Source organism: Actinomadura sp. KC345 (assembly GCF_004348515.1).
Taxonomy (GTDB): Bacteria; Actinomycetota; Actinomycetes; order Streptosporangiales; family Streptosporangiaceae; genus Spirillospora.
In genome coordinates this window covers 31,078-47,459 of record NZ_SMKH01000009.1, presented here as the reverse complement: position 1 = coordinate 47,459, position 16,382 = coordinate 31,078, and the positions used below count along the sequence as shown (strand labels likewise).

Here is a 16,382-nt window from a genome sequence, read left to right as displayed (position 1 = left end):
ACAGTGTTGGCAATAATCCTGAGACACGATCACGACTCGGAGACAATGCCGGAGGCGAACCGGACAGCCGATAACATCGAACGGCTTCCCACAAGGAAAGGATCTCCATGGCGAACTTCACGCTCGAGGACGTTCGGCAACGGACGTACAAGGCGCGTGACGCCTGGTGGACGGTTCTCCTGGTAGACCCGCTCGCCTCCAGGCTGGTCAGGTTCACGGCCAACCGGACGCGGGTGACCCCGAACCAACTCACCGTGGGAGCCCTCGTCCTCGGCCTCGCCGCCGGCGCGTGCTTCGCCGTGGCGTCCTGGCCGTGGCTGCTCGTCGGCGCGCTGCTGTACCACCTGTCGTTCACGCTCGACTGCATGGACGGCAAGGTCGCCCGCCTGAAGGGCACCGGCTCGGTCTTCGGCGCCTGGCTCGACTACATCTTCGACCGCGTCCGCGTCCTGGCCTGCGCGATCGCCCTCATGGGCGGCCAGTACGCCGCGACCGGCAACGTCGCCTACGTCTGGACGGCCCTGGCGGTCGTGTTCCTCGACATGCTCCGCTACATGGACGCGCTGGAGATCTACAAGGTCCGCTCCCAGATGCGCTCCACCCTCAACGCCGCCCGCCGCGAGGCGCACTCCCTGGAACTGGCCGCCGCGGAACGCGCCAACGGCGGCCTCCCCGACGACGACCTGCTCTCCGCCGAAGAGGCCATCGCGGACGACCCCGAAGCCGACATGGAAGACCGCGTCATCGGCGACGACCCCGCCGCCCGGACCCTCCAGCAGGGCTTCGACCGCCGCTTCCCCTGGTACGCCCGCATCCGCAACGTCCTGATGGCGGGCCGCATCCGCCCCCACCTCATCAGCGGCATCGAGTTCCAGATGGGCGTCTTCATCATCGCCCCCATCGCCGCCGCCATCATCTCCGGCGCCATCATCCCGGTGGTGGCCGTCAGCGGCGCCGGCCTGGTCGCCTTCGAACTGGTCATCATCTACAAGTTCTGGCTGGCCAGCCGCGACTACAGTCGCAACCTGGCCAAACTGAACGCCAAGATCGACGACTACCGCGCCCAACTTCCCGCCGACCTGTACGAGGCCCACCCCACCCCGGTGACCACCAGCTCCGGCTGACCCGCTGTTCGACACCGAACTGTGGCCCTCGACGTGGGCCGCGGGTTCGGTCAGGGGTCCAGGCGCTGTGGTCCGGGGCCGACCTCCGCGGTCACGGTGTAGGTGGGGATGCCGCTCATGCGCGGTTCCGCCGTGCCCGACAGGCTCCGCAGGGCCTCGGTGATGGCGGCCATCCGGCCTTCGGTGTCGGACGTCTCCACGAAGTTGCGGTAGTCGGCCTCGCTGGCCCAGTGCACGATGTTGTACACACGGGTGCCGTCGGTACTGACGTGGAAGCGGGCCGATCGGTAGCCGGGATAGAAGCGCACCCAACGCTCCTGGATCTCGGCGAAGGCCGCCACGAGCTCCTTCTGGGTGTCAACGCCGTCGACGGTGTAGTCGATGATCGAATAAAAGCCGTCGTCGATGGCCACGGGCGGTCTCCTCAAGATCGGCGGTCGGGCCGGCGCCCTCGTCCGCGACCAAGCCTTGGACCTCGACCGCGGTTGAGGTCAAGTCGCCATGGGCGTTTCCGAGTTCGATCAGGGGTGCCTGCGGGCGGTCAGGAGGAGGTACTCCCAGTCCACGGTCAGGTTCGAGGTGCCCTGGTCGTTGCGGCGGGCCAGGTCGGCCAGGGCCTCGTCCAGGGCGGCCACCCTGTCCTGGTCGTCGGCTATGTGGTTGTAGACGGCGATGGTGGGGCCGTAGCGGGCCTTGAAGTAGTCGCGGAAGGCTTCCGGAGTTTCGAAGCCGGTGATGCGGATCTTCTGGCGGTGGGCCTGGAGGTCGGTCACGCGGTCGCCCAGCAGGGCTCGGACGTGGTCGGGGTCGCCCCAGAGGGGCGGCGGCTGCGCGCCCGGCGGGGGCGGCGGGGCGTACGGCCTCATCGTGGCGAACATCTGGCCGATGAAGCCTTCCGGCGTCCAGTTGAGGACGCCGATCGTGCCGCCGGGGCGGCAGACGCGGAGCATCTCGTCCGTGGCCGCCTGGTGGTGCGGGGCGAACATGATGCCCACGCAGGAGATGACGGCGTCGAACTCGGCGTCGGCGAACGGCAGGGCCTCGGCGTCGGCCTCCTGCCATTTCAGGGTGACGTTGTGGCGTGCGGCCTGTTTGCGGCCCGCCTCCAGCAGTTCCGGTGTCAGGTCGCTGACGACCACGGTGGCGCCGGCCCGCGCGGCGGCGATCGCCGCGTTGCCGGAACCGGCCGCGATGTCCAGGACCCGGTCGCCGCTTCCGACGCCCGTCGCCCGGGCGAGTACGCCGCCCAGGTCCCAGATGATCTCGCTGGCCAGGGCCGGGTAGTCGCCCAATGCCCACATCTTGCGGTGCTTGGTCTTGATGTCCCCCATGACGGGCTCCCCTCGTGTCCTGGTAGCCACGTTATGGACGCGTTGGGCGCCGCTCCTAGTCCAGGATCTGTACCGGAGGCTGGTCGGAGGGGCGGGAGCGCTCTAGCCTGCGGAACATGGGGGCTTCGTACTACCAGTTCTGTCCCGTCGCCAAGGCGATGGAACTGCTCGATGAGCGCTGGACCTTATTGATCATTCGTGAGCTGCTGTCCGGGAGCGAGCATTTCAACGAGGTGCGCCGGGGCGTGCCTCGGATATCCCCGACGCTGCTGTCGAAGCGGCTGAACCAGCTGGTTCGCGCGGGTGTCGTGGACAAGCGGGCCGACCGGTATGTGCTGACCCCGGCCGGTGAGGAGCTGCGGCCGGTGGTCGACGCGCTCGCCGTGTGGGGCGTCCGCTGGGTCGGGGAACTCGGCGATCGCGACCTCGATCCCAAGCTGCTGATGTGGGACGTGCGGCGCAACATCGACTGCGATGCCGTTCCCGCCGGGCGGACGGTCGTGCTTTTCAGTTTCCGGGACGTGCCCGCCCGGGACCGCCACTGGTGGCTCGTCCTCACGCCCGGCGGGGCGGACGTGTGCGACGTCGACCCCGGCTACGAGGTGTCGGTGACGGTGATCGCCGATCTGCGGCACATGGTCCTGATATGGCGGGGCGACATCCGGTGGCAGGACGCGGTGCGGGCCGGTGCGGTCGAGGTCCAAGGACCTGAAGCGCTCCGCCGGACGGCCCCTGAGTGGCTCAGGCTGTCGCGTTTCGCCTCGGTGCCCCGGCCCGAGCGGGTCTCATGACCTCCTGGTGAGGACGTCCGTCCATTGGCGGCATACCTCGTCCAGGCCGTAGGTGGTTATGACCTGGCTGCGGGCCAGGGCTCCTTCGGTTTGCCAGCGGCCCTCGGAAACGGTCGCCGCGATCGAGGCCGCCATTGCCGAGGGGGTCTCATGGATCCAGCGGGAGTCGTAGATGGTGTCGGAGCCCGGCCATGAAAGCAGGGCGGGGATGGCGCCGGAGGCCATTCCTTCGGCGGGGGCCAGATGGAAGCTCTCGTCGTCGCTGGTGGAAAGGACGAAGCCGATTCGGCGCAGCCAGGAGGCCACGTCGCGGCCGTAGGAGTCGAAGACCACACCGCCTGACAGCAACCGGGAGCGGCGGATGCGGCGGAAGACCTTCTCGTAGTGGGCGCGCTCGTCCTCCTTCTGCCAGATCCACCAGTACTCCCAGGGGAGTTTGGATTTGACGAAGAGGGTGAAGCGGGGGTCGTCCCGGCGGAGTTCTTCGAGGACGTCCAGGGCCAGGTCGAGGCGCTTGCGGGCGGGGGCTATGCCGATCATGCCCAGGTGGTGTTCGGCGCCGGGGAGCTTGGGGCGGTCGAGTTGGGCGTCGTCCACCCAGTTGGGGACGGTGACGACCTTCTCCGCGGGCCAGCCGGTGATCTCGCGGGTCAGGGAGGTGTAGTGCGGGCTGACGCAGATCACCTCGTCCACCGCGTCGATCTTCAGTTGCTTCGGCCAGGGCGCGTACAGCTCGAAGCGGTGCAGGCGGACGACGAGGCGCTGGTCGGGGCGCTTGTTCTTCGCGTACCAGAGGGCGTTGGGGCCGCACCATTCGCAGATGACGACGTCGGCCCAGTCGACCAGGTCTTGGCTGCGTTTCTCGTCGTGTGCCTTGAGCGCGGCCCAGTGGTCAACCCGGATCTCCAGGTCGGGACGTGAACGCAGGTAGTCGAGGAGGCGGGTGAAGAATTTCAGGTCATGGCCTGCCACGCCGACGCGAAGACGGCGCGCCTTGACGGAGAGGACCGCCTCGGACGGCTCCGGGAATTCCTGGGAAAGGTACGTGCGGAGGCGGTCGGCGGCGGCGTCCAGGGTGAATTCGGCGGCGGCGGAGCGGCAGCGGTCCACGGCGAGGTCGAAGACGTCCGGGTTCTTGCCGATGAGGGTGAGGGCGTCCAGGACGTCGTTCTCGCTGGCGGCGAACAACGGGTAGTCGGTGCCGAGGAGGCGTTCGTGCATGGGTGTGCGGTTGAGGACGACCGGGACGCCCAGCGTGCCGCATTCCAGGACCTTCGTGGACAGTTCGAGGCTCGCGTCCATGTCGGCGCTCCGCCAGGAGACGCCCACGTCGGAGGCGGCCGTCAGCCGCATCGCCTCGGCCCGCGGGTGGCCGCCGTGCCAGACGACGCCCTCGCCGGTCTCCAGCGCCGTCCGCATCCGGGCCGCGAACCCCGGGTCGGCGGGGTCGTCGTGGATCTTGTCGCCGACCATGTGGAGTTCGGCGTCCACACCGCGGATGGCGAGCAGGCGCGGCAGGGAGGTCATCTCGTAGGTGTTCCACCGCGGCGCGAACTTGCCGGTGTAGACGAGGCGGAGTGTGCGGCCGTCCGGTGACCCGGCGGGGCGGGGCTCCAGGCCGTCCGGGAGGACGACCACGGGCGGGAACAGGACGCTCTTGCCCGCCGTGGCGGGCACGGCGGCCTCCAGGAAGCCGCGCAGCTCCTCGGTCTGGCACAGCAGGACGCGGGAGGCGTCGGCGATCCGGCGCAGCTCGCCCTTGGCGGACGCGGCGAACTCGGCGGCGGACTGCGGGACGTCGGTGAGGTACGTCCACAGACGTCCGGCCAGGGGCCCCATGGAGAGCTTGCCCGCGAGGCGGCGGCCCCGGACGACGACCAGGTCGTGCGGGTTCTCGGCGTCGATGCGGGCGAGGATCGTCGCGGCGTGCCTGGCGACCATGGCGCCGTCGAACAGGCCCTCGGCGTGGGGACTGCGGACGGTGACGCCGGGCAGGGCGCGCAGCGGGTCGACGAGGCGTCCGGTCTCGATCGGGGCCTTGAGGACCAGGGTCACCTCGCAGCCGGCCCGGGCCAGTGCCTGGACCATGCCCTGGGCCCAGATCGCCGAGCCGTCGATCATGTTGAGATCGACGTCGCCGTAGACGAGGGCACGTGGTCGCACGGTGGTTCCTTTCAACGGACTGTGTCGCTCGTGGTGGGACGGTCCCCCGCGCCCCCCGGCGGCCCCCCGGGGTCGAGGAGCGCGTCGAGCCGGTCCGGGTCGGTGGCGCCGTCCGGGAGCACCGCGTCCCAGGTCAGGGACGCGAGGGTGGCGGGCGGCTCCGCGCCGATCAGGACGCGCGGGAGCGAGCGGGCGGCGGCGATCTCCCGGATGCCGTGCAGCGCGGCGTCCCGGTCGTACATGCCGGGAACGCCCAGGTAGGCCCAGGGGCCGCCGGGTTCGCCGGCCTCCGCGTCCACGACGACCATGTCCACGTCCGCCCCGTCGAGGACGATCGCGGCGTCGTGCGGGTACAGCGGGACGACCTTGGCGTGCTCGGCGAGCAGCGGGGCCGTGCGCGGGCCGAGGACGCCCGCGATGATCAGCCGGTCGCAGGGGCCCGCGACGAGCAGGCGGTTCTCGGGACGGTCGACGCGGTCGGGCTGGACGCCGCCGCCCCGGGAGGAGCCGGACGCCGCGACGGGCGCGTTCCGCTTGCGCCAGAGCCGGTACAGGTCCTTGGGCAGGCGCCGGCCGCGTTTGGGGTTGCGCGCGGCACCCGCGACGAGCCGCCCGAACTGCAGCGCCGTCGAGCGCTCCAGCGCGGCGAGCTGCTTCTCCAGCTCCTCGACCCGCGCCTCGCGCTCCCGCAGCGTGGACTTCAGCCGTCCGAGCTGCTGGTACGCCTTCGCCTCCTGCCGCGCGGCGGCCTCGGCATCGTCACTCACTCAGGAACTCCATGATCACTTCTGCGATGCGCGGGCCGGCGTGGCCGTCCCACAGCGGCGGCCTGCGGTCGCCCGCCTGCGCGCCCGACTCCAGTACCGTGCCGCTCAGGGGGGACGACCCCCCTGACCCCCCGTCCAGGCATTTACGCACCCCCGGGACCAGCTCCTCGAACGTGACGAGCCGGTTCGTGCCGTGGGTGATCGTGATCGGCCGCTCGGTGTTCGGCCGGACGGTCAGGCACGGCACCCCGAGGATCGTCGTCTCCTCCTGGAGGCCCCCCGAGTCCGTGACGACCGCCGCCGCCCCGCGCACGGCGGCGATGAAGTCGATGTATCCGAGCGGCTCCAGGATGTGGACGCCCGCGTGGTCGTCGAGCCCGGCGGCCAGCAGGGTCGCCCGGCCGCGCGGGTGGACGGGGATGACCAGGTCGGCGAGGTCGGCGACGCCGTGCAGGTGCCGGACGAGCGCCGCCGCCGTCTCGGGCTCGTCCACGTTCGCGGGCCGGTGCATGGTCGCCAGGACGTACCGCTCGGGCAGCCCGTGCGCCTCCCGGACCGCGCCGGTGTCGAACGAGCCGAGGTTCGCCAGCAGCGTGTCGATCATCGGGTTGCCGACCAGGTGCGTCCGCTCCACCGGGACGCCCTCGTGCGCGAGGTGCCCGATCCCCTCCGGGCTCGTGACCAGGCAGAGCGCGGAGAGCTGGTCGGTGACCCGCCGGTTGACCTCCTCCGGCATGGACATGTCGAAGCTCCGCAGCCCGGCCTCCACATGGGCGACGGGGATCTGCAGCTTGGCCGCGACGAGGGCGGCGGCGATGGTCGAGTTCACGTCGCCGTACACGATGACGAGCGCGGGTGAACGGCTCGTGAACTCCTTCTCCAGCCCGACGAGGAGCGCGGCCGTCTGCTCGGCGTGCCCTCCGGAGCCGACGCCGAGGTTGACGTCGGGCTCGGGGAGCCCCAGCTCGTCGAAGAAGACCTCCGACATCCGCGCGTCGTAGTGCTGGCCGGTGTGGACCACCGTCTGCTCCGCGCCGGCGGCGCGCAGCGCGTTGATCACCGGGGCGGCCTTGACGAAGTTCGGCCGCGCCCCGAGGACGTGCACGATGGGTGCCAACACAATTTCCCTTCTGTTCATCGGGGTTGCCTACGCTCGCCCGCCGTGATCCCGAAAAAGCCCGTCTACCTGGCCGGACTTGCCTGGCGGCAGGTCCGCGACGATCCCGGCCGGGCGTCCCGGCTGGCGGTCCGGCTGCTCGCCGGGACCCCGCCCGGCGCCCGGCTGCGGCGCTCCCGTCTCGCCGTCGCGAAGCCCCGGGACGTCGAGCGCGAGACGGCCGATCTGCGCCGCCTGCTGGCCCATGCGCCGCCGCCCCGCGAGTCCGTGTCGGGGGCCGCGCCGTCCGCGGGCGTCGTGCTCCAGTTCGTGACGAACGCACTGCCCTGCACGAACGCGGGCTACACCGTCCGGACGCACCGCATCGCCGCCACCCAGCGGGAGGCGGGGCTCGACACCCACGTGGTGACGCGGCTCGGGTACCCGCTCAGCCAGGGCGTCGGCGACGCCCGGACGCGCGTGGACGTCGAGGGCGTCCCGTACCACCGGCTGCTTCCGTGGCTGCCGCCGGGCGATCCGCTCCGGGCCGTCGGCACGAGCGCCGATCTGGCCGGACGCCTGGTCGAGGAGCTGCGGCCGTCCGTCCTGCACGCGGTCAGCAACCACCTGAACGCGGCCGTCGCGCTGGAGCTGGGCCGGCGGTACGGGCTGCCCGTCGTGTACGAGGTGCGCGGCTTCCTGGAGGACTCCTGGCTGTCGCGCGACCCGGCGCACAGCGAGACCGACGAGTTCTACCGGCTGACCCGCGAGCTGGAGACGCGCCGCATGGCCGAGGCCGACGCGGTCGTGACGCTGGGCGAGGCCATGCGGGCGGAGATCGCGTCCCGCGGCATCCCGGAGGAGAAGATCGCCGTCGTGCCGAACGGCGTGGACGAGGCGTTCCTCGAACCGCTCCCGGACCCCGGCGACCTGCGCGAACGCCTCGGTATCGCCCCGGACGCCACGGTCGTCGGCCTCACGTCGTCGTTCTACGGCTACGAGGGGATCGACACGCTCATCGACGCGGCGGCGCTGCTGCGCGACCGCGGCGCGCCCGTCACGCTGCTGCTGGTCGGCGACGGCCCCGAACGCCCGGCGCTCGAACGGCGCGCGGCCGGGCACGGCGTTCACGCCGTGTTCACCGGCCGGGTGCCGATGGAGTCCGTTCGCCGATTCCACGCCGTCCTCGATGTGTTCGCGGTTCCGCGCCGGGCGGACCGGGTCTGCCAGTTGGTGACGCCCCTCAAGCCGATCGAGGCGATGGCCGGGGGAATCCCCGTCATAGCCAGTGAAGTCAGGGCACTTCGCGAAATCGTGGAACCCGGCGTGACCGGCGCGTTAACAGTTCCGGAAGACCCGGAAGCATGGGCGAATTGTCTGGAAGACCTGGCTTACAGTCCGGAAAGAAGACAGAAAATCGGGCAGGCGGCCCGGGAATGGGTCCGTGCGGAACGCACCTGGCGCGCCGTGACGACCGGATATCGCACCGCCTACCCGCGCACATAAATCCCCGGACTGCGAAGGGAGCCGGTCACGTGGATCTTGTGGTCATCGGACTCGGCTACGTCGGACTGCCGCTCGTGCGGGAGGCATGCCGGGCCGGCCTCCGGGTCGGCGGCCTCGACCGCGACGCGCGCGTGGTCACCGGCCTCAAGGCCGGTCTGTCGCACATCGACGACGTCTCGCCGGCCGAGATAGAGGAGATGCTGGAGGCGGGGTTCACCCCGAGCCTGCACGAGGACGTCCTGGACGGCGCCCGCACCGTGGTCATCTGCGTTCCGACGCCGCTGTCGCCGGAGGGCGGCCCCGACCTCACCGCCGTGCGCGGCGCGGCCGAGACGGTCGCCCGCCGCCTGGAGCCGGGGACGCTGGTGGTGCTGGAGTCGACCACGTACCCCGGCACCACCGAGGAGGTCGTCCGGCCGATCCTGGAGACGTCCGGCCTGGTCGCCGGCGAGGAGTTCCACCTGGCGTTCTCGCCGGAGCGGATCGACCCGGGCAACCCCGTCTACGGGGTCCGCAACACGCCGAAGATCGTCGGCGGGCTCGGCCCGGCGTGCGCGTCGGCGGCGGCGGCGTTCTACGGCAAGTTCGTGGACCAGGTCGTGCAGGCCAAGGGCACCCGCGAGGCCGAGATGGCCAAGCTGCTGGAGAACACCTACCGGCACGTCAACATCGCGCTGGTCAACGAGATGGCGGTGTTCTGCAACGAGCTGGGCATCGACCTGTGGGACGCGATCGACTGCGCGGCCACCAAGCCGTTCGGGTTCCAGGCGTTCCGCCCCGGGCCGGGCGTCGGCGGGCACTGCATCCCGATCGACCCGAACTACCTGTCGTACAAGGTCCGCTCGCTGGGCTACCCGTTCCGGTTCGTGGAACTGGCCCAGGAGATCAACGACCGGATGCCCCGCTACGTGGCGGAACGCGCGCAGCAGCTCCTCAACCGGGAGGGACGCGCGCTGAAGGACGCCCGGGTCCTGCTCCTCGGCGTCACCTACAAGGCCGACATCGCCGACCAGCGCGAGTCGCCGGCCCGCCCGGTGGCGCGGCGGCTGGCGCGGCTCGGGGCCGACCTGTCGTTCCACGACCCGTTCATCGCGTCCTGGGACGTGGACGGGACCTCGGTCCCGAACGCGGGCACGGACCTGGCCGCGGCCCTGGAGGCGGCGGACCTGGCGATCGTCCTGGCCGACCACGCCCCCTACGACGCCGGCACGCTGACCCGCCACGCCCGCCTGCTCTTCGACACGCGTGGCCGCACGCGGAACACCGAGCACGACACCGTGGAGCTCCTCTGATCGGCCCGCCCCCGTACCACACGGGGGCGATTCGCCCGGGAGCGTCCACGTCGGGGACAGCGGGAATTCATCGGCAATTTCCATCGGGATCCGAGACTCGGTCGCAGAAGTCGACTGATTTTCCTACTTCCTACGGCAGACGCCCGCACCCGCGGGCGGACCGAGGCTGAAATCCGGTCACAGATTCGGCATGGAGTGAGGTAATGCGGGTCTGCGTTTGCACGGTGGTGCACCACCCGGAGGACGCGCGCATTCTGCACCGGCAGATACGCGCGCTGCTCGATGCCGGCCACGAAGTCACGTACATCGCGCCGTTCCGGGCCTGCAACGCGACCCCGTGGCGGCAGGTCAGCCCCGTGGACGTCCCGCGGGCCACCGGGCGGCGGCGCATCCGGGCGCTGCGCGCCGCCCACCGCGCCCTCACCGAGCACGCCGCCTACGCCGACGTGATCCTCCTCCACGACCCCGAGCTGCTGGTGTCCCTCCCCCGCGAGGTGCGCGAGCGGACCGTCGTGTGGGACGTCCACGAGGACACCGCGGCCGCCCTCGGTGCCAAGGGCTGGGTGCCCGCCCCCGCGCGTCCGGTGCTGCGGCCCGCCGTCCACCGCCTGGAACGGCGCAGCGAGCGGCGGCACCGGCTGCTGCTCGCCGAGGAGGGCTACCGGGACCGGTTCCGCGAGCGGCACCCCGTCGTGCCCAACACCACCTACGTGTCCGACCGGCAGCCCGGTCCGCCGGACGGCCGCCGCGTCGTCTACGTCGGCCAGCTGTCCCGGGCGCGCGGCGCGCTCGACATGGTGGAGATGGCCCGCCCGCTGGCCGCCGAGGGCGTCCTGGTCGAGCTGATCGGCGCCGCGGACGGCGACGTCAAGGACGCGCTCCGCGACGCGCAGCGCGAGGGGACCCTGCGCTGGTACGGGTTCGTCCCGAACGACCGGGCGCTGCGCATCGCCGAGGGGGCGATGGCCGGGCTGGCGCTGCTGCACGACGAGCCCAACTACCGGCACTCGATGCCGACCAAGATCGTGGAGTACATGGCGCGCGGCGTCCCGGTCGTCTGCACCCCGAACCCGCCGGCCGTGGACATCGTGGAACCCGCCGACTGCGGGCTGATCGTCCCGTTCGGCGACCCGGAGGCCGCGGCCAAGGCCGTGCTGCGGCTGCGCGACGACCCGGAGCTGCGCACCGGCCTCGGCGAGCGCGGCTACCACGCCGCCCGGGAGCGGTACCACTGGCCCGTCCACGCCGCGCGCTTCGTCGCCCAACTGGAGGCCTGGGCGGGGCGCGAGCCCGTTCTCGTCCCCGAACCCGTCCCTGAGTTCTGACCCGTGCTCAGGGCCCGTGGTCGGGACGCGTGCTCAGGATTCGTGGTGCAGGCGGTAGGCGACGGAGCGGGCCAGGCGGGCGGCGACGCCGGGCGGCCGGTCCGCCTCGACGACCACGACGTGCCGGCCGACGCGCAGGGCGATCATGCCGGCGGCCGGGCCGATCTCGTACGCCTCGTCCGCGCCGATGTCGCGGCGCTTGCGGGCCTTGGCCTGCGTGGCCTGGAGGGCGTCCAGCATCTGTGAGGCCGCGTGCTCCGTCCTGCCGACCCAGCGGACGCTGACGGTGAAGCCGCCCACGGTCCGCTCCCGCTCGCCGTCCCCGTCCGCGCCGTCCCCGTCCTCGCCGTCCCCGTCCTCGCCGGGGATGCCGGGGACGCCGGGATCGCTCGGATCGGCCGTCGGCGGAGGCTCCGGGCCGGCGGACCCGGTCTCCGGCGGTTCGGGGGACGCGCCCTCCGGCTCCTCCCGTCCGGGCTTCCTCCCGTCGCGCTCGTCCGGCTCGTCCTCCCCGGCGGGCGGCGTGTACCGGCAGGACACCGGGCGCGGCAGCCGCACCGCTCCGGCGGCCGTGCGCGCGGGCTCGGTGGTGTGGCCGTCCACGCGCGCCGCGAGCAGATCGGGCTCGTCCAGCAGCGAGCAGGCGTCCGGCCAGTCCTCCTCCGGCACCCCGCCGAGCTCGGCGGGGCCGGTGCCCGCGAGACCGCCGCGCAGCGCGACGAGGCGCGCCGCCCCGTCCGGGCGCGGCGCCGCCTGCGGGACGGCCGCGTACAGCAGCCCGCCCGCCGCCGCCAGCCACGGGCGCGGGCCGGGCAGGTCGAGGTTCATCGAGATCGGCGCGGGGGCGGTCGTGGTCTCCCCGTCGCGCGGATCGACGATGTCCACTCCGGCGGGCAGCAGCCGCTCCGACAGCCGCGGGCGCAGCGCGAACACGTGCTCGCCCGCCTGCGCGAGCGCCGCGTACCCGGGGGCGTCCTCGCGCCGCCACTCGACCTCGCCGGACCGCGTCGCCACGGCCTCCATGCGGGTCTCGCCGCTCTTCCCGCCCGGGTGGTAGACGATCAGGAGCCGTCCGGACCTCAGCACGGCCGGGCACATGGTGTCGCCGCAGACCCCGTCGCCCTCCCAGAGGCCGAACTGCTCGCCCTCCTCGTCGAACGCGCGCAGCGCCGTCCCGTCCAGCACCAGCGTCGCCCCGTCCAGCATCGACACCTCGGGCGACTCCGTGGAGCCGAGCCGCCGGTTCCAGCGGATCTCGCCCTCGCCCGGCTCGACCGCCAGCAGCCGGTTGTGCCGCTTCCCGCCGGGCCCTTTCTCACCGGGCCCCTTCTCACCGGGCCCCTTCTGACCGGACCCTTTCTCACCGGGCCGCGCGTCCCCGGCGCAGTCCAGGGCCAGCGCCGCGAGGTCCTCCCGCCCGCCGGACGGCTGCGCGCTCCCCTCGAACAGCCGGCAGCCGCGCGGCAGCGGCAGCCGCCACATCTGGTTCCCCGTCACGGCCGAGAGCCCGAAGAGGGTCCGGCGGTCCTCGTCGGTGGTGAGCAGTACGTCCGACCCGGCGGGCCAGCGCAGCGTGGTCCGGGAGACCGCGGCCGGACGCGTCCCCTCCCGCTGCCACAGCAGCCCGCCCGACAGCGCGTCGAAGGCGATGACCAGCCGGTCGCCGCGGTCGCCGTCCCGTTCGAAGTAGCCGAGCAGGCGGGACCGCGTGGACGTCCAGCCGAGCAGCGTCCAGCCGGAGCGGCGGTAGCTCCAGCGGTCCGCGCCGGTCCGCGCATCGCGGACCTCCAGCCCGCGTCCGGACGCCGTCACCACCTGCCCCTGCGCGACCGCGTAGGCGACGCCGTCGTAGCCCGCGACGGGCCCGTGGTGCGCCCGGGTCGTGTGCTCCCAGCTCACGGCGAGCGGCCCCGGCGGCGGCCCCACCTCGCGCTGCGGCGTCACGGGCTCGGCGGTCACGGTGTGCCGCACCTGCCACCACTCCGCGCCGAGGACGAACCGGTCGACGAGCACGGCGACGAGCGCGATGGCCACCACTCCGGAGACCAGGCCGAAGGCCACGCGGACCCCGCCCACGGACTCCGGCCGGCCGCCGGACCGCTGCCGGCTTCCGCCCACGACCGCGCCGCCTCCCTCCGCGTACCGTGCTTTCTGGACGACACCCACCATGCCTTGTGCGGGGCGTGCGCGCGACAGAAGGAGGAGGAACCGTGGAGCTCTTCACCCACTGGCGAACCTGGGACGAGGCCAGGGCGGGCCTCGCCGGGAGCGGGTCCGGCGCGGGGATCGATCTGGACGGCCTCGGGAGGGCCGCGGAGGCCGCCCGGCGCTGGCACGGTGACCAGCGGCGTCCGACCGGCGAGCCGTACATCGTGCATCTGCTGGAGGCCCTGGAGGTGCTGGCGTGCGGTCCCGGTGTGACGAACCAGGCCGTCCTGTGCGCCGCGCTCCTGCACGACGTCGTCGAGGACACCTCCGCCACCGTCGCCGACGTGGAGGACGAGTTCGGCCCCGAGGTGGCGGAGCTGGTCGACTGGGTGACCAAGCCGCCCGCGGCCGGCGCCGACCGGCAGGCCAAGCGCGCCGCCAGGGCCGCCTACCTGCGCCGTCTCCGCGACGCGCCGCGCGAGGCGATGCTCGTGAAGCTCGCCGACCGCGCGAGCAACGTCCAGACCCTCGACCGGATGCCGCCCGACTTCCAGCGCCGCTACTACGCCGAGACCCTCACCTACATCGTCCCGCTCGCCGAGCCGGAGCCGTGGTTCGAGGCGTGGTACGCGTCCTGGCGACGGCACTTCGCCCATCTGAGGTGACCGGCACGTGACCATGCGGTCATGAAGTGGGAGGATCCGGCCATGGAACGAGAGTGGGTGGTCGAGGAGAGCGTGGCCGTCGAGGCGTCCGCGGCGGACGTGTACGCGGCGGTCGCCGATCCGCGGCGGATGCGCGAGTGGAGCCCCGAGGTGTTCGCCGCGTGGGTGCGCGGGCGGACGGTCGCGCCGGGGACGAGGTTCGTCGGGTTCAACCGGATCGGCTGGCGCGTGTGGTTCACCACCTGCCAGGTGACGGCGGCGGTGCCCGGAGAGGCGTTCGCCTTCCGCGTGTCGAGCTTCGGGATCCCCGTGGCGCTCTGGGGGTACCGCATCGAGGACGTCACGGGCGAGGACGCCGCAGGCGAGGACGCAGGCCAGGACGCCGCGGGCAAGGACGTCACGGGCGACGCCGCACCCCGGACCCGCCTCACCGAGTACTGGGAGGACCAGCGGCGCGACACCCGCGGCGCCGCGTTCGTCTCCCTGCTCGGCAGGCTGTTCACCGGCGTCCGCGCCGACCGCCGCGCCGCCGTGAACCGCGAAGGCATGAAAGCCACCCTCAACCGCATCAAGACCGCCACCGAACGTTGACTTGCGGCGTGTTGTTGTTATGGAGCGCTCCCAAACAACAACACGCCGCAAGTCAACGGGGTGGGGCGTTGGCAGGAAAACGAGAACCTGTTCTACTTAGTGGTGTGACAAGTGCCGTAGATGCCCATGCGATCCAGGGCGAGCGGGTCGGGTTGCCGGTGCGGATCCGCGACGCCGCGGTGGCGTCGGCGATGTTCGCCGTCCCCGCCGGCGCCGCCCAGGCCGTCATCGCCTACTCCGGGCTCGACATCGCCGAGCCGCTCCCCGGCCGGGCCGTCTGCTCGCTGGCGTTCGTCCGGTACGCGGACGGCGACCTCGGGCCGTACCACGAGTTCGCCGTCGCGTTCCTGGTCCGGCCGCCCGGCTCGGCCCCGCCCTCCGGGACGCTCGGGCGCCTGCGCGGGCTGGCGGGCGTCGGCGCGTTCATCCACTGGCTGCCGGTCAACCAGGAGTTCACGCTGGAGGCCGGGCGGACGATCTGGGGGTTCCCGAAGGAGCTCGCCGACATCCCCATGGACCTGGCCGGGCGCGTGAAGCGCTGCGCGGTGAAGTTCGGCGGCCGGACCGCGATCGAGGTGGCGGTCAGGCCGGGCGCGCCGATGCCGGGCGGGTCCGGGGCGCCCAGGGTCGAGGCCTACTCGTGCCTGGACGGCGTCACGCGCCGGACACCGTGGACGGTCACGCCGTCCGAGGTGCGGATGCGTCCGGGCGGGGCGAAGGTCGTCCTGGGCGACCACCCGGTCGCGGAGGAGCTGCGGGGGCTGGGCCTGGACCGGGCGCGGGCGCTCAGCAGCAGCACGGTCGGGCATCTGGCGATGAGCTTCGAGGCGGCCGAGGAGGTGCGCGGATGAGGCGGACGGCGCTGGTGACGGGTGCCGCGTCCGGGCTCGGCGCGCTGGCGGCACGGCGGCTCGCGGCGGCGGCCTGGGACGTCGTCGCGGTGGACGTGGACGCCGAAGGCCTGGCCCGGACGGCGCTGCGCTCGCCGAACATGCATGTGCGGACGTGCGACGTCACCGACCCCGAGGCCGTCGCGGACGTGCTCGCGGTGAGCGGTCCCGTGCAGCGCGTCGTGCACGCGGCGATGATCTCGCCGGCCGCCCCCGCGCTGGAGCAGCCGTTCGGCGAGATCGAGGACACGCTGCGGACGGACGTCCTCGGCACCGTCCACGTCGTGCGGGCGGCGCTGCCCGGCATGCTGGAGCGCGGGCGCGGCGAGATGATCCTCTGCCCGGTCGCGGTGGACCGGGACTCCTCACCGGGCTCGTCACCGGGCTCGTCGGCCGGTGCCGCCGCCTCCGCGGCCGTCGCCGCCTACACCGAGGCGCTCTGGGCGGAGCACGGCGGGCAGGGCGTGACGTTCCGCTGCGCACGCGCCGCCCTCGGGACGCCGCCGCGCGTGGTCCTCGACGCGATCGACCGCTCGCTCGCGCGCCCCGGCGGGGAACCGCACGTCCCGCTGGAGGACGGCGGCGGCCCGCTCCGCCGCCTGGCACGCCGCCCGTCCGCGGGGGCTCTCGCGCCACGCTGAAGGTCACCGGGACCGAATAAGCTGTCTCCTTCGCCCCTTCGGGGTGCCGGGG

General features: G+C 72.7%; 15 protein-coding genes. 9 read left to right on the top strand and 6 right to left on the bottom strand.

The genetic code is table 11. From position 1 onward, the window contains the following. Positions 1-107 precede the first annotated feature (107 nt). A complete protein-coding gene (locus E1281_RS03015) occupies positions 108-1,124 on the top strand; it encodes a CDP-alcohol phosphatidyltransferase family protein (protein WP_131875558.1) in 1,017 nt (338 codons plus the stop codon). A gap of 50 nt (positions 1,125-1,174) precedes the next feature. Here the strand turns inward: E1281_RS03015 and E1281_RS03010 are convergent, their stop codons facing one another. Next, positions 1,175-1,537: an antibiotic biosynthesis monooxygenase gene (locus tag E1281_RS03010; protein ID WP_131875557.1), complete on the bottom strand. Its 363-nt coding sequence runs from the start codon at positions 1,535-1,537 to the stop codon at positions 1,175-1,177. Positions 1,538-1,645: 108 nt separating this feature from the next. Further along, positions 1,646-2,455 carry a methyltransferase domain-containing protein gene (locus tag E1281_RS03005; RefSeq protein ID WP_131875556.1) on the bottom strand — a complete coding sequence of 270 codons (810 nt, stop codon included), beginning with the start codon at positions 2,453-2,455 and terminating at the stop codon, positions 1,646-1,648. 116 nt (positions 2,456-2,571) lie between these two features. On the opposite strand from E1281_RS03005, the gene E1281_RS03000 reads away from it, so the two are divergent. Continuing rightward, the gene (locus tag E1281_RS03000) at positions 2,572-3,246 is read left to right on the top strand and encodes a helix-turn-helix domain-containing protein (protein WP_131875555.1); all 675 of its coding nucleotides are present in this window, start codon (positions 2,572-2,574) and stop codon (positions 3,244-3,246) included. On the opposite strand, the gene E1281_RS02995 is transcribed toward E1281_RS03000, so the two are convergent. From E1281_RS02995 to wecB, 3 genes are read right to left on the bottom strand one after another with little or no spacing between them, the layout of a single operon-like run. After that, complete coding sequence (locus E1281_RS02995; protein ID WP_243716529.1) at positions 3,241-5,367, bottom strand: glycosyltransferase family 1 protein; 2,127 nt, start codon at positions 5,365-5,367, stop codon at positions 3,241-3,243. The two genes, E1281_RS03000 and E1281_RS02995, sit on opposite strands and share 6 nt — an antisense overlap. 53 nt (positions 5,368-5,420) lie before the next feature. Beyond that, positions 5,421-6,176 (bottom strand): enkurin domain-containing protein, encoded by a 756-nt coding sequence (locus tag E1281_RS02990; protein ID WP_131875553.1) that lies wholly within the window; start codon positions 6,174-6,176, stop codon positions 5,421-5,423. After that, positions 6,169-7,284: a UDP-N-acetylglucosamine 2-epimerase (non-hydrolyzing) gene (gene wecB / locus E1281_RS02985; protein ID WP_243716527.1), complete on the bottom strand. Its 1,116-nt coding sequence runs from the start codon at positions 7,282-7,284 to the stop codon at positions 6,169-6,171. Before wecB ends, E1281_RS02990 begins: the two co-directional genes overlap by 8 nt. A 54-nt stretch (positions 7,285-7,338) precedes the next feature. Between wecB and E1281_RS02980 the strand changes: the two genes are divergently transcribed. From E1281_RS02980 to E1281_RS02970, 3 genes are all read left to right on the top strand, one after another. Continuing rightward, the gene (locus E1281_RS02980) at positions 7,339-8,778 is read left to right on the top strand and encodes a glycosyltransferase family 4 protein (protein WP_243716519.1); all 1,440 of its coding nucleotides are present in this window, start codon (positions 7,339-7,341) and stop codon (positions 8,776-8,778) included. A gap of 29 nt (positions 8,779-8,807) precedes the next feature. After that, positions 8,808-10,070 (top strand): nucleotide sugar dehydrogenase, encoded by a 1,263-nt coding sequence (locus tag E1281_RS02975; protein WP_243716518.1) that lies wholly within the window; start codon positions 8,808-8,810, stop codon positions 10,068-10,070. A gap of 203 nt (positions 10,071-10,273) precedes the next feature. Next, the gene (locus E1281_RS02970; RefSeq protein WP_131875549.1) at positions 10,274-11,395 is read left to right on the top strand and encodes a glycosyltransferase; all 1,122 of its coding nucleotides are present in this window, start codon (positions 10,274-10,276) and stop codon (positions 11,393-11,395) included. Positions 11,396-11,428: 33 nt separating this feature from the next. On the opposite strand, the gene E1281_RS02965 is transcribed toward E1281_RS02970, so the two are convergent. After that, complete coding sequence (locus tag E1281_RS02965; RefSeq protein ID WP_131875548.1) at positions 11,429-13,513, bottom strand: PQQ-binding-like beta-propeller repeat protein; 2,085 nt, start codon at positions 13,511-13,513, stop codon at positions 11,429-11,431. A 92-nt stretch (positions 13,514-13,605) separates the two neighbouring features. Here E1281_RS02965 and E1281_RS02960 point away from each other — a divergent pair, with 92 nt between their 5' ends. From E1281_RS02960 to E1281_RS02945, 4 genes are all read left to right on the top strand, one after another. Then, entirely contained in the window at positions 13,606-14,208 is a 603-nt protein-coding gene (locus tag E1281_RS02960) for an HD domain-containing protein (RefSeq protein ID WP_131875547.1), read from the top strand. A 21-nt stretch (positions 14,209-14,229) separates the two neighbouring features. Next, positions 14,230-14,799: an SRPBCC family protein gene (locus E1281_RS02955; protein WP_243716516.1), complete on the top strand. Its 570-nt coding sequence runs from the start codon at positions 14,230-14,232 to the stop codon at positions 14,797-14,799. Positions 14,800-14,903: 104 nt separating this feature from the next. After that, positions 14,904-15,650, top strand: a complete 747-nt coding sequence (locus tag E1281_RS02950; protein WP_243716514.1) for an acetoacetate decarboxylase family protein — start codon at positions 14,904-14,906, stop codon at positions 15,648-15,650. Next, positions 15,647-16,330: an SDR family NAD(P)-dependent oxidoreductase gene (locus E1281_RS02945; RefSeq protein WP_131875546.1), complete on the top strand. Its 684-nt coding sequence runs from the start codon at positions 15,647-15,649 to the stop codon at positions 16,328-16,330. Before E1281_RS02950 ends, E1281_RS02945 begins: the two co-directional genes overlap by 4 nt. The last annotated feature ends 52 nt before the right edge of the window (positions 16,331-16,382 follow it).